This window comes from Streptomyces odontomachi, assembly GCF_024435355.1.
Lineage (GTDB): Bacteria > Actinomycetota > Actinomycetes > Streptomycetales > Streptomycetaceae > Streptomyces > Streptomyces odontomachi.
Window position 1 is genome coordinate 353,982 of sequence record NZ_JAMJWG010000004.1, and the last position, 21,030, is coordinate 375,011.

A 21,030-nucleotide genomic window follows, 5' to 3' on the forward strand; every position below is an offset into this window, starting at 1 on the left:
CGTGGGCATACCCGAGGAGCGGCACCGCTCGTCCGCGGCGGCGCCGCGTCCCTGCGGTTCCAGGGCCCACGTCGATCCCCCGTACACGGACAGGAGTTCAGACCGTGCTCCCCCACACCAGACACACCCGACCTCGCCGTGCCTCCCGCAGACCACTCGACCGAGCGCTGGCCGCGGCCCTGTGCACCCTGGGGCTGCTCGGTGCCTCCGTGGCCACCGCGCCCGCCGGCACCGCCGTCGCGCCCGCCGGCACCCACGCCGAGGCGCTGCCGATCTACCTGGACACCCACTACTCGTTCCAGGAACGTGCCGCGGACCTGGTGTCCCGCATGTCGCTGAGCGAGAAGGTGCAGCAGTTGCACACCAACAGCGCTCCCGCGATCCCACGGCTCGGCGTGCAGCAGTACACGTACTGGAGCGAAGGGCAGCACGGTGTCAACCGGCTGGGCGCCGACACCGACCACGGATCGGCGTCCGGCGGGGTGCACGCCACCAGCTTCCCCACCAACTTCGCCGCGTCCATGACCTGGGACCGTGACCTGATGTACCGGGAGACCACGGCGATCTCCGACGAGGCCCGGGGCTTCCTGGACAAGTCGCTGTGGGGCACCGGCCAGAACAACATCGGCCCGTCCCGGGACGACTACGGTTCGCTGACGTACTGGGCGCCCACGGTCAACCTGGACCGCGACCCGCGCTGGGGCCGCACCGACGAGGCGTTCGGCGAGGACCCGTACCTGGTCGCGGAGATGGCGGGCGCGTTCGTCAACGGCTACCAGGGCCAGACGGCCACGGGCCGGCCGACGGGCAAGTACCTCAAGGTCGCGGCGACCGCCAAGCACTACGCGCTCAACGACGTGGAGAACAACCGCAAGGGCGTCAGCTCGGACACCACGGACAACGACCTGTACGACTACTACACCGCACAGTTCAAGAGCCTGATCGAGAAGGCGCACGTCGCCGGCCTGATGACGTCGTACAACGCGATCAACGGCACCCCGTCGGCCGCCGACACCTACACCACCAACCAGATCGCCCAGCGCACCTACGGCTTCGCCGGGTACATCACGTCCGACTGCGGGGCGGTCGGCACCACCTACCAGTCCTTCCCCTCGGGCCACGACTGGGCACCGCCGGGCTGGACCACCGACAAGAAGGGCGCCGGGGCCACCTGGACCAACACGACGACCGGGCGGCAGGTCTCCGGCGCCGCCGGCGGGCAGGCCTACGCGCTGCGGGCGGGCACGCAGGTGAACTGCACCGGCACGGAGGCCACCCCGCACAACCTCCAGGAGGCCATCGAGGCGGGCGTCCTCAGCGAGGGTGTGATCGACAACGCCCTGGTGCACCTGTTCACCGTCCGCATGCAGACGGGCGAGTTCGACCCGGCCGAGCAGGTGCCGTACACGAGCATCGGCAAGGACGTGATCGAGTCCGCCGCCCACCAGAAGCTCGCCCGTGAGGTTGCGGACGACTCGCTGGTCCTGTTGCAGAACGACAAGGTGAAGGGCACGGACAAGCCGCTGCTGCCGGTGCGGCCGGCCGGCCTGCACAAGATCGTGGTGGTCGGCGATCTCGCGGGCAAGGTGACGCTCGGCGGCTACTCGGGCGAACCGTCGCTCCAGGTGGACGCCGTGGAGGGGATCACGGCCCAGGCGAAGGCGGCCAACCCGGACGTGGACATCGTCTACGACGCCGCCGGCACCTCCACCACCGCCACCGGCGACGCCACGCTCGGCGCCGGGACGCGCTCCGCCATCGAGGACGCCGACCTGGTCGTGGTGGCCGTCGGCACCGACGACGCGGTGGCCAAGGAGGGCAAGGACCGCGCCGACCTGCGCCTGCCCGGCAACTACGGCTCGCTGATCGACCAGGTCACCGCCCTGGGCAACCCCCGTACCGTGCTGGACGTCCAGGCCGACGCCCCCGTCGCCATCGAAGGGGTCCGCGGCAGGGTCCCGGCCATCGTCTTCTCCGGCTACAACGGGGAGAGCCAGGGAGACGCACTGGCCGACGTCCTCTTCGGCAGGCAGAACCCCGGCGGCCGCCTGAACTTCACCTGGTACAAGGACGACACCCAGCTCCCGGACGTCTCCGACTACGGGCTCAGCCCGGGCGACACGGGCGGACTGGGACGGACCTACCAGTACTTCACCGGTACCCCCACGTACCCGTTCGGATACGGCCTGAGTTACACCACGTTCTCCTACGCACACGTCAAGGCGGACCGCACGGCGGTCTCCGCCGACGGTTCGGTGCGCGTCAGCTGTGACGTGACCAACACCGGCTCCGTGCCCGGCGCCACCGTGGCGCAGCTCTACGGGGCCACCGGATTCACCGTCGACGGCCGGGAACTGCCCAAGAAGCGGCTGGTGGGATTCCAGAAGACCCGGGTGCTCGCGCCCGGCGCCACCCAGCACATCACGCTGACCGTCAAGGCCTCCGACCTGGCCTTCTGGGACGGCAAGGCCGCCAGGCAGGTCGTCTACAACGGCACGTACCGGTTCCAGGTGGGCCCCGACTCCGCGACGACCGCCGGCTCGGCCGCCGTCGACGTCCAGGGCACCCTGCCCCGGCACGTGCAGTACGTGACCGTGCAGCCGGAGAGCGTCGCCTACCAGGCCGGTGACACCATCGACCTGACCGCACGCAACCGCTGGATCAAGGACGACACCGACCCCACCCGCCAGCCGGGCAGGAACCTGGACGTCACCGCCGACCGGGTCGTCGAGGCGGTCAACGACGACGGGTCCTTCGTCGACCTGACGAAGACGGCGATCCGCTACCGCACCAGCGATCCGGCCGTGGCCACCGTGAGCCCCGAAGGGACCGTCACGGCCGTCGGCAACGGGGTGGCCACCATCGACGTGACGGTGGGCGGCGTCACCGGCTCCGCCGTCATCACGGTGGGGCACCCCTTCACCCTGGACAACGCCCCGATGCTCAAGGCCGGCGGCTCCGGGACGGTGACCGCGACCTACCGCAACAGCGGCCCGACCGCGCTCCAGGACGTCTCCGTCGGCCTCACCGCGCCCACCGGCTGGACGGTCCTGGCCACCTCGCCCACCACCTTCGCCGGCCTCGCGCCGGACGCGAAGGCGACCGTGACCTGGCAGGTGACGGTGGACGAGGACGCCGCACCGGGCGGCTACGGGCTGTCCGCCGACGCCACCTACCGCGGCGCGAACTCCGACGACCACGCCGCGGGCCGGGTCTCGGTGCCCTACGCCTCGCTGCACGACGCGCTCAACAACACCGCCGTCAGCGACGACGCCAAGACCGCCGGGGCGGACCTGGACGGCGCGGGCCGGAGCCTGTCCGCGCAGGCCCTCGCCGCCGCGGGCATCGTCTCCGGTGGCACCGTCGAGCACGACGGGCTCGACTTCACCTGGCCCAGCACCGGTACCGGAGCGCCGGACAACATCATCGCCGCAGGCCAGACCATCCCCCTCACCGGCTCGGGCGACCGGCTCGGCCTCCTCGGCACCGCCGCCAACGGCTCCGCCGCCGACACCGCGACGCTCACCTACACCGACGGCAGCACGCAGGACGTCTCCCTCGCGTTCGCCGACTGGTGGGACAACGCCCCGGCGGCAGGCGGCGACATCCTGGCCACCCTTCCCTACTACAACACCGCGGCCGGCAGGTCGGTCCGCGACGTCAGCGTGTACGGCGCCACGGTGACGTTGCAGAAGGGCAAGACGCCCGCCTACCTGACCCTGCCGGGCACCAGCACGGGAGAGGCGAAGGGGAAGAACGCCATGCACATCTTCTCGGTGGCGTTCGGCTGACGGCTTGGACGCGCGGCCGGGTGGCCGAGCACGCGAGCTCTATCCACCCGGCCGCGTTCACCGTCGCCTTCCCGGCGGACGAGGTCGCTTCCCGGCGGACGAGTGGGTCCGCCGGGGTAGCCACCGGGTGCCGCGGACCACGAGGGTGGAGCCGTGCCCGTCGGACCGGCCGGAGGGAAGGTCCAGGGTCGTGACCGGATAGGTTCGCGGCGTCGGTCCAGAGGCCCGCGTGCTGGTCGGCTCGTCGCTCCGGCGAGGCACCTACGGCTTCACCGAGGCACCTACAAAGGAAGGTACGCCGTGTCGATCCTTCAGGACCTGCGTGACGCGCTCGCGTCCGGACAGGTCGAGGTCGTCGACCTCACCGCGCCACTCACCGCGGACACGCCGACGTTGCAGCTGCCGCCGGAGTTCGGGCAGACCGCGAAGTTCCAGCTGGAGGAGATCAGCCGGTACGACGACCGTGGGCCCGGGTGGTACTGGAACAACTTCCGCACCGGTGAGCACACCGGCACGCACTTCGACACGCCGAACCACTGGGTGACCGGCAAGGACGGCGAGGACGTCGCATCCGTCCCGGCCGGCCGGCTCGTGGCGCCCGCAGCGGTGCTCGACTTCTCCGCCGAGGTCGCGGAGGACCCCGACTTCCTGCTGGAGATCGAGCACGTCGAGGCGTGGCAGGAGCAGCACGGTCCGCTGCCCGAGGGCGGCTGGCTGCTGTTCCGCACCGGCTGGGACGCCCGCTCGCACGCGCAGGAGGAGTTCCTCAACGCCGACGAGGCGGGACCGCACACGCCCGGCCTGTCGGTCGCGTGCGCGCGCTGGCTGGCCCAGGAGTCGCCGGTGATCGGGCTCGGCGTCGAGACGGTCGGCACCGACGCCGGCGCAGCGGCCGGCTTCGAGCCGATGTTCCCGTGCCACACGATGATGCACGGCGCCGGCAAGTACGGGCTGACCCAGCTACAGAACCTCGCCCAGCTGCCACCGACCGGCGCCCTGCTGGTGACCGGCCCGCTGCGGATCGTCGGCGGCTCCGGCAGCCCGGCCCGCATCCTGGCCCTCGTGGAACGCTGAGCGCTGACCACATGAGCCTCAGTGACCCGATGGACCCCATGGACCCCATGAGCCCCATGGACCCCCGCAACACGGTCGCCGGCGCCGTCGGCCGCACCCTGGCCGGGCTCGGCGTCGACCATGTCTTCGGCGTCGTCGGCTCCGGCAACTTCCATCTGACCAATGCGATGACGGCGGCCGGTGCGCGGTTCGTCGCGGCACGGCACGAGTGCGGCGCCGCCGTCATGGCGGACGGGTTCGCGCGGATGAGCGGGCGGGTCGCCGCGGTCTCGCTGCACCAGGGCTGCGGCCTGACCAACGCCATGACGGGCATCGCCGAGGCCGCGAAGAGCCGCACGCCGCTCGTCGTGCTCGCCGCCGACGTGACCGAGCCGCGCTCCAACTTCTACGTCGACCAGGACGCGCTCGCCACCGCGGTGGGCGCGACACCGATGCGGGTGACGGCGGCTCGGTCCGCGGTCGACGTCGCGGCGTCCGCGTACCGCACGGCGCTGGCGGAGCGCCGTACCGTGCTGCTCAACCTGCCGCTCCCGGTGCAGGCGTCGCCGGTGAGCGGACCGGTCACCGGAACCGCCGCCGTGCCGCCGCCGCCCGCCGGGCAGCCGAGCCCGCCGTCCGATGACCTGCTCACCCCGCCCGACGACGAGCTCGCCGCCCTCGTCGACGCGCTGCGGCGCGCGGAACGTCCGGTGTTCGTCGCCGGGCGCGGGGCGCGGCGGCCGGGCAGCCGTGCGGCGCTCGCCGACCTCGCGGAGGCCTGTGGTGCGCTGCTCGCGACGAGTGCCGTGGCGAAGGGCCTGTTCCACGGGGACCCGTGGGCGCTGGACATCTCCGGAGGGTTCGCCACCCCGCTGGCCGCGGAGCTGATCACGGCCGCCGATCTGATCGTCGGCTGGGGCTGTGCGCTGAACATGTGGACGATGCGGCACGGCGCGCTGATCGGCCCGGACGCCACCGTCGCGCAGGTGGACGTCGACCGTGCCGCGCTCGGTGCGCACCGCGCGATCCACCTGGGCGTGCGGGGACCGGTCATCGGCACCGCACGCGCCGCCCTGGACGCGCTCGGCGGCACGCAGGCCACCGGCTACCGCACCGCGGCCGTCCGGGACCGCATCGGTGCCGAAGGACGCTGGCGCGACGTGCCGTACGACGACGACTCGACACCCGACCGCATCGATCCGCGCACGCTGTCGGTGGCGCTCGACGGGCTGTTGCCCACGGAACGCGTCGTGTCCGTCGACTCGGGCAACTTCATGGGCTACCCCAGCGCCTACCTCTCGGTCCCCGACGAGAACGGGTTCTGCTTCACCCAGGCGTTCCAGTCGATCGGTCTCGGCCTCGCCACCGCGATCGGCGCGGCGCTCGCGCAGCCGTCGCGGCTCCCGGTGGCCGCGCTCGGTGACGGCGGTGTGCTGATGGGCGCCGCGGAGCTGGAGACCGTGGTGCGGCTCGGCATCCCGATGCTCGCCGTGGTGTACGACGACGCCGCGTACGGGGCCGAGGTGCACCATTTCGGTCCTGACGGCCACGACCTGGCGACCGTGCGCTTCCCGGACACCGACATCGCGGCGATCGCGCGCGGCAACGGCTGGGACGCGGCGACCGTGCGAACCGCCGCCGACCTGGCCGCCGTGGCGTCCTGGCTGGCCGGTGACCGGAGCCGGCCGATGCTCGTCGACGCCAAGGTGACGAGCGGGCCCTCGTGGTGGCTCCAGGAGGCGTTCCGCGGCCACTGACGGCGGAACGGCACCGTCGCCGACCTTTGTGCGCGAGGCATGCAACCCTGCGCGGTTGTTTGGGAGTACCTACGGACGGAAGTTCCAACGGCGGCGCCTTTGACGGGCGTTGCCGCACGTCGGAATGCGGTCGCAGGGTGCTGGCCGTTCCGGCACCGCCCGGCATGGTGTCGGGCGGCAGTGTGAGGAGAAGCGTTCGTGACTCTCAGTCTTGCCCAGAAGGTCGGCGTGGCGGCCGTCGCGGTCGCAGCGATCGGCGGGGTGTCGTTCGGGGCCACCGCGTTCGCGGCAGGCGGGCAGCAGGACGGCCATCGGTCCGCCACGTCCGTTGCCGCGCAGCCGGCCGCGAAGTCGGTTGCGAAGTCGTCCGCGAAGTCGTCCGCAGCGGCGGCCGAGGACACGGCGCCGCGGATGGTGTCGCAGAAGATCGCCGAAGGTGTGGTGGACGGCCTTGCGTGGTCGGTGACGTTGGAGTTCTACCCGACGCTGCCGGACGGGTACGACCCGCCCGAGTTCGGCGGCAAGGGGCTGCCGGCCGCGGCGAAGAAGGAGTTGCAGGACAAGGATGCGCTGCTGTGCCAGCGCATGGTGATCGACGGGGTTCTCATCGACCACCAGGGCGGCCCGTGGGCGGACTGCCAGGCGGTCGACGGGGCGCACGACCCGATGGGCTCGGGCGGCGCCGGGCTGTGGGGGTTCCAGGACAAGGGCACCAGCGGATCCCGGCTGTTCGTGGCCACTCCGCAGGCGAACGTCGCCTACGGCGTGGTGCGCCTGGCCGACGGCACCGACCTCAAGGGCACCACCGTCGCCGTCCCGCACACCGGCTACCGCGCCTGGGCCGTGGCCATCCCGGACGGGAAGACGATCACCGCGGTCGACACCTACGAAGCCGACGGCACCCTCGTCGACCACGACACCATGTGGCGCTGATCCACCCCGAAGAGAAGACAGGACGTTCCCTGCCGTGCCCCGATCCGACCCGCAGGCCACGACCGACGGACCGGACTGCGAGTTCACCCGGTTCGTCGCCACCCGTTGGCGGGCCCTGACACACACCGCGTTCCTGCTCACCGGCGACTTCCACGAGGCGGAGGACCTGGTGCAGACGACGCTGGCCAGGGTGTATCCGCATTGGCGACGGATACGGTCGGAGACCGCCGAACACTACGTGCGGCGGGCACTGGTCAATGCCAACCGCAGCCGGCATCGGCGCCGCAGGATCGTCCACTTCCTTCTGCCGGTACTGCCCGACACCCGTCCCGCCCGCGAGGACGGAACGGGTGTCGGGGGCGTCGCCGAGCACGACGCGCTCGTCCGGGTGCTCAGCCAGTTGCCCCGGCGTCAGCGCGCGGTCCTGGTCCTGCGTTACTGCGAGGACCTGTCCGCGGAGGAGACCGCGGACATCCTCGGCTGCTCGGTCGGCACGGTGAAGAGCCAGGCCTCCCGTGCCCTGGCCAAACTGCGCTCCCACCCCGACCTCGCCCGTGATTCACTGACCAGCCGGCTTGGAGAAGCGCGATGACCCCTGAGTACGACCAGGACGAGTGGCTGCACGCCGCGTTCGTCCGCTCACGAGACCTGCACGCTCCGTCTCCGGCTCCCGTCGACCGGATCCTGCGGGCCGGCCGCGCCCGTCAGAAGCGCCGGCGGGTGATGGTGGTCGGGGCCGCCGCCGCATCCGTGCTCGCCGTCGCCGTCGCGCTGCCGCTGGCCCTGTCCGGCTCATCGGCCGGCCGCACGGACGAGGTCCCCCCCGCGGTCGGCCACTCCCCGAAACCCACGGCCGGCCACTCCCGGAAGCCGGAGCCGACCACCACGACCGTGGCTCAGGGGATGGTGGACGGTAGTCGGTGGTCGGTGACGTTGGAGTTCCATCCGACGCTGCCCGACGGGTACGACACGTCCGGGGCTCAGCGGCACGGGACGCCGTCCGGGGCGGCGGACGCCCTGCCGGACCAGTCGTCGCTGCTCTGCCAGCGCATGGTGATCGGCGGGGTGCGCATCGACCACCAGGGCGGACCGTGGTCGGACTGCCAGGCGGTCGACGGGGCGCACGACCCCATGGGCTCGGGCGGCGCCGGGCTGTGGGGACTCCACGACAAGGGCACCAGCGGGTCCCGGCTGTTCGTGGTCACCCCGCAGGCCAAGGTCGCCTACGGCGTGGTGCGCCTGGCCGACGGCACCGACCTCAAGGGCACCACCGTCGCCGTCCCGCACACCGGCTACCGCGCCTGGGCCGTGGCCATCCCGGACGGGAAGACGATCACCGCGGTCGACACCTACGAAGCCGACGGCACCCTCGTCGACCACGACACCAACTGGCGCTGACCGGGCGAAGGGACGACCGGTACCGTCGCGGGCATGGCGAGACCACTGCTGCGGGCGATCGACGACGGCGGGCGCGCCGTGGCCGATCCCACCGAGGAAGAGCTGCACGACCTGCTGGCCGACATGAACCTGCGGCACCGGTTCGTGATCCTTGAAAGGCTCGACCTGGAACCGGTGGATCAGCACTACATCCAGGCGTATCTGAACGACGACATGACCTACCGGGTGGAGTACCGCGAAGGCAGCGCGGACCGGCACTTCCAGGCGCACTACGCGCCACGACCGTTCGAGATGTTCGGCCCGGAGCCGCTCGCCAAAGTGATGATGGACTGGGCGCACGAGGGCCCGGTGTGGCGCGAGGCGATGCCGTGGGCTCTGGAGTAGCCCTGCCGGCCGCGGCCATGGGACTGGCGCCGGGTCCCGACGTGCGCCAGATTCCGGATCTCGACGGACGCCAGGTGCCGGGTCCCGGCGGGTGCCAGGGCCCGCGTGTCCGCCGCCGCGCCCCGTTTATTGCGGCTGTATGACGTTTGCCGTCCCGTCTCACCTCTGAAACGACCCCGCTGACCTGCGCGTTCACCCGTTCCCTTGGGGGATTTCGGGCGGAGTTATTTTTTCCGGGTTGTTGACGGAAAGCGGCGCCGTCCCCATGCTGTGCCGCATGCCACCACAAGAGGGCCCGCTAGGCCGGCTACGTCGTGGGCACGAGGAACTCGTCCTCGATCTGCTCCGCAGGCACGGCCGGCTGAGCCGGGGCGAACTCGGCAGGCACAGCGGCCTGTCCCGGACGACGCTCTACGACATCGTCGCCACGCTGGTCCACGACGGCGCCATCGTGGTGTCCGCCCCTGCCCCGGCGCTGCGCCGGCGTGGGCGCCCGGTCGAGACGCTGACGCTCAACCCCCATGCGGGGCAGGCGATCGGCATCGACTTCGCCCGGCGCGCGGTGCATGTGGCGGCGGTCAACGTCGCGCACGAGGTGATCGGTTCGGCGAGCGAGCCGCACGACGCCGGACTGGGCTGGCAGGAGCGGGTCGACATCGCGGACCGCCTGGTCGGCAAGTTGGCCGAGGGGGCCCTGCGGCTGGGGGCGCTGAACGCGATCGGCGTGGGCGTGGTCGGGCCGGTGGCCGACGGGGGCGGCACGGGGAGCGAGCCCCCGTCCCGCACCGGCACCGGCTCGTCGCAGGGCGCCGACGGCGACACGGCCCGGCGGCTGCGGCACAGCGACGAACCGCTCGCACTGCTCAGAGCACGCTTCGACGTGCCCGTCCTGCTGGACAACAACACCCGGCTCGCCGCGCTCGCCGAGGCGACCTGGGGTGCGGCGGCCGGTGACCAGGACGTGCTGTACCTGCGGCTCTCGCACGGCGTCGGGGGCGGTCTCGTCGTCGGCGGCTCGTTGCACCGCGGCGCGTGGGGACTCTCCGGAGAGCTGGGCCACATCCGGGTCGAGCCGGCCGGCCGGCGATGCTCGTGCGGGGCCACCGGCTGCCTGGAGACGGTGGCCTCGGTGGGCGCCGTCCTCGACGCCCACCGGGCCGCGGGCGGCGAAGCGGACCAGCTGCCGGCGTTCCTCGCGCGCGTCGAGGCGGGCGATCCGGCGGCGCTGGGCGTGCTGGAGGCCGTGGGCACCCGGATCGGCTCGGTACTCGCGGCGGTCTGCAACGCCGTGGGCCCCGGGGTGATCGTGCTCAGCGGCGAGCTGACCCAGGCCGGCGCCGCCCTCTTCGAGCCCGTCGAACGGGCACTGGGCGCGGACGTCGTGCCGCTGGCCCGCCACCGGGTGGACCTGCGCAAGGCGGCGCTGAACGAGGCAGGCGGTGCGCTCGGCGCCATCGCGCTCGTCCTGCACGAGTCACCCCTGCTATCCCGCTACCCGGCCCGACCGGACGCCGCGCGCCCCGCACGGTCCGCTTCCACATCCCCAGCAGACGCATCACCGGATTCCGAGGAGACCCCATGAAACGGACAGGGCCGCCATGGCAGTGATCACCGCGCCGAAGAAGACGTCAGCGGCACCGGACGGCGCCCGGAGCACCCGCCGTGGCCCGCATGCCCTGCTGCTCAACCTGGCCGCCCTGGTGCTCGGCATCGCCGTCTGGGCGCTGGTCGCGTCGGCCCAGCTCGCCGACGTTCCCGGGCCGCTGTCCGTGGCGTCCCGCGCCGGTGAGCTGCTGGGGGACGGGACCCTCGGCCAGGACGCGCTGGCCAGTCTGCGCCGGGTGTTCCTGGGGTGGGCACTGGGCACGCTGGTGGCCGTGCCGGTGGGCTTCCTGATGGGCTGGTACACGCTGGCACGCGGCCTGATCGAGCCGTACATCCAGTTCTTCCGCACCATCCCGCCGCTGGCGATGATCCCGCTGGCGATCGTCCTGATGGGCATCGGCGAGACGCCGAAGATCTTCGTCATCTTCCTGGCGTCCTTCATGTCCTGCGTGGTGGCCGCCTTCCAGGGGGTGACCGGGGTGGACTCGACACTGATCAACGCCGCCCGGGTGCTGGGCGCCTCGGACCGGGTCATCTTCCTCAAGGTCGTGGTGCCGGCGGCCACGCCGTTCATCCTCGTCGGCATGCGCATCGGGCTCGGCTCGTCGTGGGCGACCGTGGTGGCGGCCGAGATCATCGGCGCCGACAAGGGCCTCGGCTACGAGATGATGCACGCCCAGACGTACTACGACATTCCCACCATCTTCGTCGGGCTGATCTGCATCGGAGTGATCGGCCTCGTCATGGACCGCCTGCTGCTGCTCGCGGAACGCCGTCTCACCGGTTGGCAGGAGCGCCGATGACCACCAAGATCTCCTTCCGGGACGCCGGCAAGACCTTCCCCATGAAGGACACGTCCTTCACCGCGCTGGACCGGGTCACGCTGGACATCGAGGACCGCGAGTTCGTCACCGTCGTCGGACCGTCCGGGTGTGGCAAGTCGACGTTGCTGAGCATGGCCGCCGGCCTGGTGGAACCGAGCGTGGGCCGGGTCCTGGTGGACGGAAGGCCGGTGACCGGACCCGGACCCGACCGAGGCGTGATCTTCCAGCAGTACGCGCTCTTCCCCTGGCTGACGGTGCGCCACAACGTGGAGTTCGGGCTGCGGCTGATGCCGGTGTCCGCCGCCGAGCGCAAGCGGCGCGCCCAGCACGCCATCGAGCAGGTCGGCCTCGCGGACTTCGCCGACGCGCTGCCCAAGACGCTCTCCGGCGGCATGAAGCAGCGCTGCGCGATCGCCCGTGCCTACGCGGTCGACCCGGAGGTCCTGCTGATGGACGAGCCGTTCGGCGCCCTGGACGCGGTGACCCGGGTCCAGCTCCAGGACCAGCTCCTCGCCACCTGGAGCCGGGAGCGGCGGACCGTCATGTTCGTCACGCACGATGTCGACGAGGCCGTGTACCTCGCCCGCCGGGTCGTCGTGATGGCGGCCAGGCCCGGCCGGATCCATCACGTCGTCGATGTGGACCTGCCCTACCCGCGCACCGAGGAGATCCGGCTGAGCCCGGAGTTCGCCCGGGTGCGCAACGAGGTCTGGCACTCGGTCTACCACCAGGAGAAGACCGCCCCCGACCTGGAGAAGGCCGACGCCCACCGGGAGAAGACCGAACCCGCAGCCCCGCGCCGGGGTGCGGGTGGGACCGGCTGAGGCGTCAGGGCCGCGTACCGCACAGTCCGGCCGGGCCCAGCGCCCCGTCGGAGCCGCTCCGCACAGAACCAGGAACCGCCTGTCATGAGCATGACTCGACGCACCCTCATATCCGCCCTCTCCGTGACCGGCCTGTCGCTCGCCGCCTCCGCCTGCTCCTCGTCCGACTCCGGCGGCGACGGCAAGAAGGTCAGGTTCGGCTACATCGCCGACTACAACGGCGCGAGCCTGCTCGCCATCGCCGACGAGCAGGACCTGTGGAAGAAGCACGGCATCTCCGCCGACTGCAAGCCGTTCGTCAACGGCCCGGTCCAGATCCAGGCGCTGGGCACCGACAACCTCGACTACGGCTACATCGGCCCCGGTGCCCTCTGGCTCCCCGCCTCCGGCAAGGCCAGGATCATCGCGATCGACACGCTCACCTTCGCCGACCGGGTGATCGCCCAGCCCGGCATCACCTCGATCAGGGCCCTGAAGGGCAAGAAGGTCGGCGTTCCCGAGGGGACGTCCGGGGAGATGATCCTCAATCTCGCCCTGGAGAAGGCCGGGATGACCATGAAGGACATCACCAAGGTGGCCATGGACCCGTCCACGGTCGTCTCCGCCTTCTCGTCCGGGCGGATCGACGGCGCCGGGATCTACTACCCGCTCATCGACACCATCAAGGAGAAGGTGCCCGACCTGGTCGAGGTGGCCAGCACCGAGAAGATCGGCGGCAACTTCCCGACCGCCTTCGTCGCGGGCACCAAGGTCGGGCAGGCGCAGAGCGAGAAGGTCGTCAAGGTGCTCCAGGACGCCAACGACTGGCGGGCCGCGCACCAGGCCGAGTCGATCACGCTGGCCGCGAGGCTGCTGAAGGTCCCCGAGGCGAAGGTGAAGGCGGACGCGACGCACGTGAAGACGCTGACCACCGCCGACCTCGCCGCCAAGACCAAGGACGGCACCGTGGGCAAGTGGCTCGACGGCATGTCCGAGTTCTTCGTGCGCACCGGGCAGTTGCAGAAGGCGCCCTCGTCGTCGACGTTCTACGCAGCGGACGCCTACACGAAGGCAGCCGCCCGGTGAACGTCCTGTTCCTGATGACCGACCAGCACCGCGTCGACACGCTCGGGTGTTACGGCAACCCGCACGTGGCCACCCCGCACCTCGACCGGCTCGCGGCGACCGGCACCCGCTTCGAGAACTGCTACACCCCCACCGCCATCTGCACCCCGGCCCGCGCCTCCCTGCTCACCGGCCAGGCCCCCTTCCGGCACCGTCTGCTCGCCAACTACGAGCGCAACGTCGGATACCTGGAGGACCTGCGCGACGACGCGTTCACCTTCCCGAGCGCGCTGGCCGCCCGGGACTACCAGCTCGGCCTGGTCGGCAAGTGGCACGGCGGCACCCACCGCAACGCCGCCAGCTACGGGTTCGAAGGCCCCGACCTGCCCGGCTGGCACAACCCCGTCGACCACCCCGACTACCTCGCCTACCTGGCCGAGCACGACCTGCCGCCGTACCGCATCTCCGAGCCGGTCCGGGGCACCACACCGAACGGCAACCCGGGCAACCTGCTCGCCGCCCGGCTGCACCAGCCGGTGGAGGCGACCTTCGAGTACTACCTCGCCACCCGGGCCATCGAGCAGCTGGAGCGGTACGCCGCCGACGGCCGCCCGTTCTTCCTGGCCACCCACTTCTTCGGCCCGCACCTGCCCTATCTGCTGCCCGACGCGTACTACGACCGCTACGACCCCGACCTCGTCGAGCTGCCCCCGTCGATCGCCGAGACCTTCGAGGGCAAGCCGCCGGTGCAGCGCAACTACAGCGCCCACTGGACCTTCGACACCCTCCCCCTGGAGGTCACCCGCAAGCTCATCGCCGTCTACTGGGGCTACGTCACCCTCATCGACGAGCAGATCGGCCGCATCCTCACCCGGCTCGACGAGCTGGGCCTCGCCGACGACACGTCGGTCTTCTTCACCGCGGACCACGGCGAGTTCACCGGCGCCCACCGGCTGCACGACAAGGGCCCCGCGATGTACGAGGACATCTACCGGATCCCGGGCATCGTCCGGATCCCCGGGGCGGCCCCGCAGACCAGGCGGGAGTTCGTCACCCTCACCGACTGCACGGCGACCATCCTCGACCTGGCGGGCTGCGACACCGCTCCGGCCGTCGACAGCCGCAGCCTGGTACCTCTCGTACGGGGCGAGCACCCCGACTGGCGCACCGAGTTGCTGGCCGAGTTCCACGGCCACCACTTCCCGTATCCGCAGCGGATGCTCCGCGACGAGCGCTACAAGCTCATCGTCAACCCCGAGTCGGTCAACGAGCTGTACGACCTCGTCGCCGACCCCCACGAGCTCAGCAACCGCTTCACCCACCCCGAGTTCGCCCCGGTACGCCGCCGCCTGATGCGCCGCCTCTACGACCTGCTGCGCGAGCGCGGCGACAACTTCTACCACTGGATGACGTCGATGTACGACATCGGCGCCTCGGACTACGACCCCAGCCTGAGCGCGTTCGAGCCGGAGGGCACTTCGTCATGAGACGCACGACGCGACACGCCATGCGCCGCCGCACGCCGAGACGGACGGCGGGCACCGTCCGGACCGTCGTGCTGCTGGTGGGCGCGCTGCTCGCTGGAGCGGTACCGGGCGCCCAGGCGTCCGCTCCCCCGCACGCCGGACCCACCCACGCGCCGGCGCACCCGGCGCACGCGAAGGCGGCGTCCACCTACCAGAACCCGGTCACCTCGGGAGTCGTCGACACCTTCCCCGACCCGTCGCTGATCCGCGGCAAGGACGGCCTCTGGTACGCCTACGGCACCCAGAATCCCGTGTTCCAGAGCAGGGGTGAGGACGGCGAGCGCATGCTGCCCATCCTGCGCTCGGCCGACCTGGTGCACTGGACGTACGCGGGCCAGGTCTTCACCCCCGACACCCAGCCCGCCTGGCACGACGGGTCCCGGCTGTGGGCACCCGACATCCGCTACACGGGCGGCCACTACAACCTCTTCTACTCCGTCCCCGGCAAGAACACCGTCGGCGTCGCGACCGCCCCCACCCCCACCGGGCCGTGGACCGACGAAGGCGCCGTACTGCCGACCCCCAGCGGGTGCTCGACCGGCAACATCGACGAGGCCCAGTTCACCGACGCCGGCGGCCAGCCGTACCTGTACTGGGGCAGCTACGACACGATCTGCGTGGCGAAGCTGAACGGTGCCCGCACCCGCATCGAGGGAGCGGTCACCGAGGTCGCGCAGGGCCGCCGGATGGAAGGCGGCTTCGTGGTCCACCGCGGCGCCTACTACTACCTCTTCTACTCGGACGCGGGCTGCTGCGACGGCGCGTTCAGCGGCTACCAGGTCAAGGTGGGCCGCGCGACCAGCCCGACCGGACCCTTCCTGGACGACCAGGGTGTCGACCTGACGGCTCCGAGCAGCAAGGGCGGCATCGTGCTCGGCGCCCACGGGAACGGCTGGATCGGCCCGGGCCACAACTCCCTGACCACCGACCTGTCCGGCCAGGACTGGCTCGTCTACCACGCCGTCCCGGCCGCCGACCCCTACCTCGATCCGGCTTCCGGCGGCACGCTGAAGCTCACCCGGCGCCCCATGCTGATCGACCGGCTCGACTGGATCGACGGCTGGCCGGTGGTGCGCGCGGGCGCCGGTCCCTCGGCGGACGCCCAGCAGGCGCCGGTCACCTCCCCCGCGGTGGGCAGCACGTTCAACGACGGCTCGCTCACCGGCTTCAGCGCCCAGGGAGCGGACCCCGGCGGCTGGTCGCTCGCCACCGAGCAGGACCCGAAGGCCTTCGCCACCCACCCGACCACCGGCACGAACCCCGCCCACCCCGCCTTCCTGGTCTCCGACGCCACCGCCCCCACCCGACTGCGCGCGGAGGCCGACCTGCGGGTGACCTCGACGACCGGCGCCGCCGGCCTCGTGATCGACTACGCCGACCCGGACGACTACGTCGTCGCCTGGCTGGACCGGGACCGGAACGCGCTGGTCACCGATGTGCGCGTGCACGGCGCCGGCCAGGGCGAGAAGGTGACCGCCCTGCCCTCCGGGTTCCAGTGGAGCGCCTGGCGCAACGTCGCCGCCGAGCTCCGCGGCACCCACCTGACGGTGGAGGTGACCGCGGACCGCCTGCACGACGCGGTGACCACCCAGCAGCGCGACCTGCCGGCCGCCGCGGTGCACGCCGGCAAGGTCGGCGCGGCGGCCCGCGGCACCGGCGCCGCCGCCGACAACATCACCGCCACCGCCCTCTACACCCCGGTCACCACCCGCGTCCCCGACCCCGGGCCGGGCACGCTACTGCCCGCCTACAGCGACGACTTCACCTCCGCCACGGTGCCCGGCACCACCACCGGCTCGCCGTGGACCTGGGTACGCGGCCCGGCCGCCGGCACGACCATGACCGGCAGCGCACTGTCCTGGCCGACCCAGAACGCGGAGCTGTACCTGACCACCAACTCGGCATCGGTCCTCACCCGCGACGCCCCACCCGGCGACTACACCGTCGAAACGAAGATCCACTTCGCCCCCGGCGCCGACAACCAGCAGGCCGGCCTGGTCCTCTACGGGAACGACGACCGCTATTTCAAACTCGTCCACGCGGTGCTGCCGCTGAACCGGGCCAACGGCGCTCTGACCCAGGTCACCGAGTTCGCCAAGGAGGGCGAGCGCCCGACGACCACGCCGCCCACCGCGCTGGCCTACGGCCCGATGTTCGGCGGCCCGCCGGCGGACACCATGTGGCTTCGCCTGTCGTACCACGCCGACCTGACGAACACCGAGTCCGAGGTGCGCGCCGCCACCAGCACCGACGGCACCCACTGGACCCGCACCGGCACCTGGACCCTGCCCACCGAGGCCGCCCTCAGGATCGGCCTGGTAGCGCAGCACACCGCCGGGGCGACGGCCCGGTTCGACTACGTACACACCTACCAGGACGAGAAGCACCTCCGGTGAGAGCCGAGAAGCACCTCCGGTGAGACAGTGCGCCGCACGCACGGGTCGGTGGGCCCGTGCGTGCGGCGTCCGGCCGCCCGCCGCAGGCTTCACCCGGTAGGTCATTGACCTCAACGGCAGTTCAGGTTCTACGGTCTGACCATGAACATGGAGACCACGGCGTGGACACAACTGCACAGTGTCATGACCGCCCAGCGGGAGAGCCGTCCCTTCAACCGAGCGACCCTACGCCGCATCGGCACCTTCGCCCGCCCACACCGCCCCCGCATCACCCTCTTCGTCGTCATCGGCGTGGTGACCGCGCTCCTGGCGGTCGCGACACCCGTCCTGTCCGGACACGTCGTCGACGCCATCGTGTCGGACGGCGATTCGGCCACGGTCGTGCACCTGGCCCTGCTCATCGCGCTCATCGCGGTCGCCGAGGCGGCCCTGGGCATCCTGAGCAGACGGCTGTCCGCGAGCCTGGGCGAAGGACTCATCTTCGACCTGCGGACGACCGTGTTCGACCACGTGCAGCGGATGCCCGTGGCCTTCTTCACCCGCACCCGTACGGGGGCGCTCGTCTCCCGTCTCAACAACGACGTCATCGGTGCCCAGCGCGCCTTCAGCAACACCCTGTCCGGACTGGTGACCAACCTGGTCACCCTGCTCCTGACGCTCGCCGTGATGCTCACCCTGTCCTGGCAGATCACCCTCCTCGCGCTGGCGCTGCTCCCGGTGTTCGTGGTCCCGGCCCGCCGGATGGGACGCCGGATGGCCGACATGCAGCGGGAGGCGGCCCACCTCAACGCCGCCATGAGCACCCGCATGACGGAGCGGTTCTCCGCGCCCGGGGCCACCCTGATCAAGCTGTTCGGGCGCCCGCAGGAGGAGTCCGCCCAGTTCGCGGACCGCGCCGCCCGGGTGCGGGACATCGGGGTGCGCACGGCGACCTTGCAGTCGGTGTTCATCACCTCCCTGACCCTGGTCTCCGCCCTGGCCCTCGCGCTCGTCTACGGCCTCGGCGGCTGGTTCGCGCTGCGCGGCACCCTGGAACCGGGCTCCGTCGTCGCCCTGGCGCTGCTGCTGACCCGCCTCTACGCACCGCTCACCGCGCTCGCCGGGGCGCGCGTGGAGGTGATGAGCGCGCTCGTCAGCTTCGAGCGGGTCTTCGAAGTGCTCGACCTCAAGCCCCTCATCGAGCAGCGCCCCGACGCGCGCGCCGTCCCCGAAGGGCCGGTCTCCGTCGAGTTCGACGACGTCCGCTTCGGCTACCCGTCCGCCGACAAGGTCTCCCTCGCCTCCCTGGAGGAGGTGGCGTCCCTGGACACCCGGGACGGCGCCGAGGTGCTGCACGGCGTCTCCTTCCGCGCCGAACCCGGCCAGACGGTCGCCCTCGTCGGCTCCTCCGGCGCCGGCAAGTCGACCATCGCCGGGCTGCTGCCGCGCCTGTACGACGTCGACGAGGGCACCGTGCGCATCGGCGGCGTCGACGTCCGCGACCTCAGGCCCGACAGCCTGCGCGCCACCCTCGGCATGGTCACGCAGGACGGCCACCTCTTCCACGACACCGTCCGCGCCAACCTGCTCCTCGCCCGGGTCGACGCGACCGAGGACGACCTGTGGGACGCGCTGCGCCGCTCCCGCCTGGACGACCTCGTGCGCTCGCTGCCCGACGGCCTCGACACCGTGGTCGGCGAACGCGGCTACCGCCTCTCCGGAGGCGAGCGCCAGCGCCTGACCATCGCCCGGCTCCTGCTGGCCCGCCAGCGCGTCGTCATCCTCGACGAGGCCACCGCCCACCTCGACAACGCCTCCGAAGCAGCCGTCCAGGAAGCCCTCACCGAGGCACTCCAGGGCCGCACCGCGGTCGTCATCGCCCACCGGCTGTCCACGGTGCGCGCGGCCGACCTGATCCTGGTGGTGGAGGCCGGCCGCATCGTGGAGCGCGGCACCCACGAGGAACTGCTGGCGGCGGAAGGCCGGTACGCGGAGCTTTACCGGACGCAGTTCAAGCCGCGGGACGGGGAGCGGGGCACGGTGGCCGCCGAGCTGGTCGAGGAGATCACGGCGGAGATCGCCGGAGAGGACACCGGCGAGATCACCAAGGTGCTCTGAGCTGCTGCGCTTGCACGTGGACGGGGACGGTGCCGTGCACGCCGCCCACCACGGCCGCCCGTCTGGATCATGCTGAGCTCGCGGGGTCTGGCACGTGCCCCCACTGCCCTGAACGGGTGTGGGGGAGCACCAGACCCCGCTCCCTGGTCCAGCCTGATCCAGACGAATGACCCTAGCCGCCGATACCCCAGGCATGCCGGAGCCGGTCGATCATGGTGGTGTTGCGCACGCTCAGCGACAGGTTCGTGCCGCTGCCCTGGAGGGCGTAGAGGGAGTACCAGTCGTAGTCGGGCCGATGGGTGTGCTTGCCGCCGAGGGCAGGCCAGTAGACGGCACCCATGCCCCGGTCGTGGACGACGTCGGTGGCGGCCTGGATGTACGGGATGAACTCGTCCGAGCCCGCCGAGCCGTCGTAGTTCCTACCGTCGTCCGTCGGGGCGCCGAACTCGTCCAGGACGGTGCGCGAGGCGCAGTTGCCGAGCCGGGAGGTGAAGGTGTTCACCCACTCGTCGTACGTGTGCGTACTGGTGTAGAAGAACGTGTAGAGGTGGATGGAGAGATAGGTGCCGTCGAAGCGGCTGTCGTCGCACAGGGGTCTGACGTCCTGGTTGTAGCCCGTGCCACTGATGATGAGCCGCTCCTTGGGTACGGAGGGGTGGGCGCTGATCCAGCTGGCGGCGACATTGGCCCAGTCTGTGGCGCTGTAGCCGTACGGCTCGTTCATCGCCTCGAAGTAGACGTGCGCGTTGGACTGCCACTTGGAGATGACGGAGCCCCACATCGCGTTGAACGCGTTCATGTCGTCGATCCTGCCGTTTGGCGACCCTCCTTCCCAGTCGGAGAGGATGACGTTGAAGCCGGCGTCCGTCGCGGCGGCCACGGCTCCGGCGTAGCGGTCTCCCCACGTGGTACCCGGAACGGAGTCGGCGTTGATCGGCAGCCGGACGGTGTTGGCACCGGCCGTGCTCTTGAACCCCGCGTAGACGGCGGAGGCCTTGGCGTAGACCGTGTCGTAGCTGTCGGACGTGCTCAGCCCCTCGGGGACGACCGCGTCGTCGGTGAAGTTGTCGCCGGGCATGGCCCAGTTCGCGCCCTTGAAGTCGGTGGCGGCCAGCAGGGCCGCCTGCCCGGCGGCAGGCTCCGCGGTGGTCGCCGAGGCGTACGACACGGTCCCGAGCGGCACGGCGACCAGCGTGGCGAGCGTCGCGGCCAGCACACCGCGGCGTGCGCACCGCGCCCGGGCAGGGGATGGGGCGGACCGGCTGTCGCCAAAGGGGCGAGGGATCCGGAGGTCGAACATGGCTGTTTTCCTTCCGTGAGATCGGCTCGCCACCGCCCGACCCCGCCAGTTCTTGACATATGCATGACAATATTTTCCGGTGGCGGGCGAGCGGGTGA

Annotated in this window: 15 protein-coding genes; 14 read left to right on the forward strand and 1 reads right to left on the reverse strand. The window is 71.5% G+C overall.

Translation table 11 applies throughout. The annotated features are described in order from the left end of the window. Positions 1 to 104 precede the first annotated feature (104 nt). The 14 genes from NQO67_RS12355 (at position 105) to NQO67_RS12420 (ending at position 19,632) form a co-directional block, all read left to right on the forward strand. Positions 105 to 3,791, forward strand: a complete 3,687-nt coding sequence (locus NQO67_RS12355) for a glycoside hydrolase family 3 C-terminal domain-containing protein (protein ID WP_255949914.1) — start codon at positions 105 to 107, stop codon at positions 3,789 to 3,791. Positions 3,792 to 4,091: 300 nt separating this feature from the next. Next, positions 4,092 to 4,865 carry a cyclase family protein gene (locus NQO67_RS12360; RefSeq protein WP_255949915.1) on the forward strand — a complete coding sequence of 258 codons (774 nt, stop codon included), beginning with the start codon at positions 4,092 to 4,094 and terminating at the stop codon, positions 4,863 to 4,865. Between the two features lie 56 nt (positions 4,866 to 4,921). Next, positions 4,922 to 6,601 (forward strand): thiamine pyrophosphate-binding protein, encoded by a 1,680-nt coding sequence (locus tag NQO67_RS12365; RefSeq protein ID WP_255950031.1) that lies wholly within the window; start codon positions 4,922 to 4,924, stop codon positions 6,599 to 6,601. A 198-nt stretch (positions 6,602 to 6,799) separates the two neighbouring features. Continuing rightward, positions 6,800 to 7,534 carry a hypothetical protein gene (locus NQO67_RS12370; protein WP_255949916.1) on the forward strand — a complete coding sequence of 245 codons (735 nt, stop codon included), beginning with the start codon at positions 6,800 to 6,802 and terminating at the stop codon, positions 7,532 to 7,534. Positions 7,535 to 7,568: 34 nt separating this feature from the next. Further along, entirely contained in the window at positions 7,569 to 8,126 is a 558-nt protein-coding gene (locus tag NQO67_RS12375; protein ID WP_255949917.1) for a SigE family RNA polymerase sigma factor, read from the forward strand. Continuing rightward, positions 8,123 to 8,932: a hypothetical protein gene (locus tag NQO67_RS12380; RefSeq protein WP_255949918.1), complete on the forward strand. Its 810-nt coding sequence runs from the start codon at positions 8,123 to 8,125 to the stop codon at positions 8,930 to 8,932. The genes NQO67_RS12375 and NQO67_RS12380 overlap by 4 nt, the downstream gene beginning before the upstream one ends. A gap of 33 nt (positions 8,933 to 8,965) precedes the next feature. After that, entirely contained in the window at positions 8,966 to 9,316 is a 351-nt protein-coding gene (locus NQO67_RS12385) for a hypothetical protein (RefSeq protein WP_255949919.1), read from the forward strand. 265 nt (positions 9,317 to 9,581) lie between these two features. Further along, positions 9,582 to 10,898, forward strand: coding sequence for an ROK family transcriptional regulator (locus NQO67_RS12390; RefSeq protein WP_255950032.1), 1,317 nt, complete (start codon positions 9,582 to 9,584; stop codon positions 10,896 to 10,898). Between the two features lie 16 nt (positions 10,899 to 10,914). Next, positions 10,915 to 11,724 (forward strand): ABC transporter permease, encoded by an 810-nt coding sequence (locus tag NQO67_RS12395; RefSeq protein ID WP_255949920.1) that lies wholly within the window; start codon positions 10,915 to 10,917, stop codon positions 11,722 to 11,724. Then, a complete protein-coding gene (locus NQO67_RS12400) occupies positions 11,721 to 12,569 on the forward strand; it encodes an ABC transporter ATP-binding protein (protein WP_255949921.1) in 849 nt (282 codons plus the stop codon). The genes NQO67_RS12395 and NQO67_RS12400 overlap by 4 nt, the downstream gene beginning before the upstream one ends. Positions 12,570 to 12,653: 84 nt before the next feature. Continuing rightward, positions 12,654 to 13,634, forward strand: a complete 981-nt coding sequence (locus NQO67_RS12405) for an aliphatic sulfonate ABC transporter substrate-binding protein (RefSeq protein ID WP_255949922.1) — start codon at positions 12,654 to 12,656, stop codon at positions 13,632 to 13,634. Continuing rightward, positions 13,631 to 15,100: a sulfatase family protein gene (locus tag NQO67_RS12410; RefSeq protein WP_255949923.1), complete on the forward strand. Its 1,470-nt coding sequence runs from the start codon at positions 13,631 to 13,633 to the stop codon at positions 15,098 to 15,100. Before NQO67_RS12405 ends, NQO67_RS12410 begins: the two co-directional genes overlap by 4 nt. 20 nt (positions 15,101 to 15,120) lie before the next feature. Continuing rightward, positions 15,121 to 17,535 (forward strand): glycoside hydrolase family 43 protein, encoded by a 2,415-nt coding sequence (locus tag NQO67_RS12415; RefSeq protein WP_255950033.1) that lies wholly within the window; start codon positions 15,121 to 15,123, stop codon positions 17,533 to 17,535. Positions 17,536 to 17,676: 141 nt separating this feature from the next. Continuing rightward, complete coding sequence (locus NQO67_RS12420; RefSeq protein ID WP_255949924.1) at positions 17,677 to 19,632, forward strand: ABC transporter ATP-binding protein; 1,956 nt, start codon at positions 17,677 to 17,679, stop codon at positions 19,630 to 19,632. Between the two features lie 172 nt (positions 19,633 to 19,804). On the opposite strand, the gene NQO67_RS12425 is transcribed toward NQO67_RS12420, so the two are convergent. Further along, positions 19,805 to 20,932, reverse strand: coding sequence for a cellulase family glycosylhydrolase (locus tag NQO67_RS12425; RefSeq protein WP_255949925.1), 1,128 nt, complete (start codon positions 20,930 to 20,932; stop codon positions 19,805 to 19,807). Positions 20,933 to 21,030 lie beyond the last annotated feature (98 nt).

Bases quoted from the DNA above. Each gene is read 5' to 3' on its own strand.
- NQO67_RS12380 (WP_255949918.1), top strand. From the start codon at position 8,123: ATGACCCCTGAGTACGACCAGGACGAGTGGCTGCACGCCGCGTTCGTC.
- NQO67_RS12415 (WP_255950033.1), top strand. From the start codon at position 15,121: ATGCGCCGCCGCACGCCGAGACGGACGGCGGGCACCGTCCGGACCGTC.
- NQO67_RS12405 (WP_255949922.1), top strand. From the start codon at position 12,654: ATGAGCATGACTCGACGCACCCTCATATCCGCCCTCTCCGTGACCGGC.
- NQO67_RS12420 (WP_255949924.1), top strand. From the start codon at position 17,677: ATGAACATGGAGACCACGGCGTGGACACAACTGCACAGTGTCATGACC.
- NQO67_RS12400 (WP_255949921.1), top strand. From the start codon at position 11,721: ATGACCACCAAGATCTCCTTCCGGGACGCCGGCAAGACCTTCCCCATG.
- NQO67_RS12425 (WP_255949925.1), bottom strand. From the start codon at position 20,932: ATGTTCGACCTCCGGATCCCTCGCCCCTTTGGCGACAGCCGGTCCGCC.
- NQO67_RS12385 (WP_255949919.1), top strand. From the start codon at position 8,966: ATGGCGAGACCACTGCTGCGGGCGATCGACGACGGCGGGCGCGCCGTG.
- NQO67_RS12395 (WP_255949920.1), top strand. From the start codon at position 10,915: ATGGCAGTGATCACCGCGCCGAAGAAGACGTCAGCGGCACCGGACGGC.
- NQO67_RS12390 (WP_255950032.1), top strand. From the start codon at position 9,582: ATGCTGTGCCGCATGCCACCACAAGAGGGCCCGCTAGGCCGGCTACGT.
- NQO67_RS12365 (WP_255950031.1), top strand. From the start codon at position 4,922: ATGGACCCCCGCAACACGGTCGCCGGCGCCGTCGGCCGCACCCTGGCC.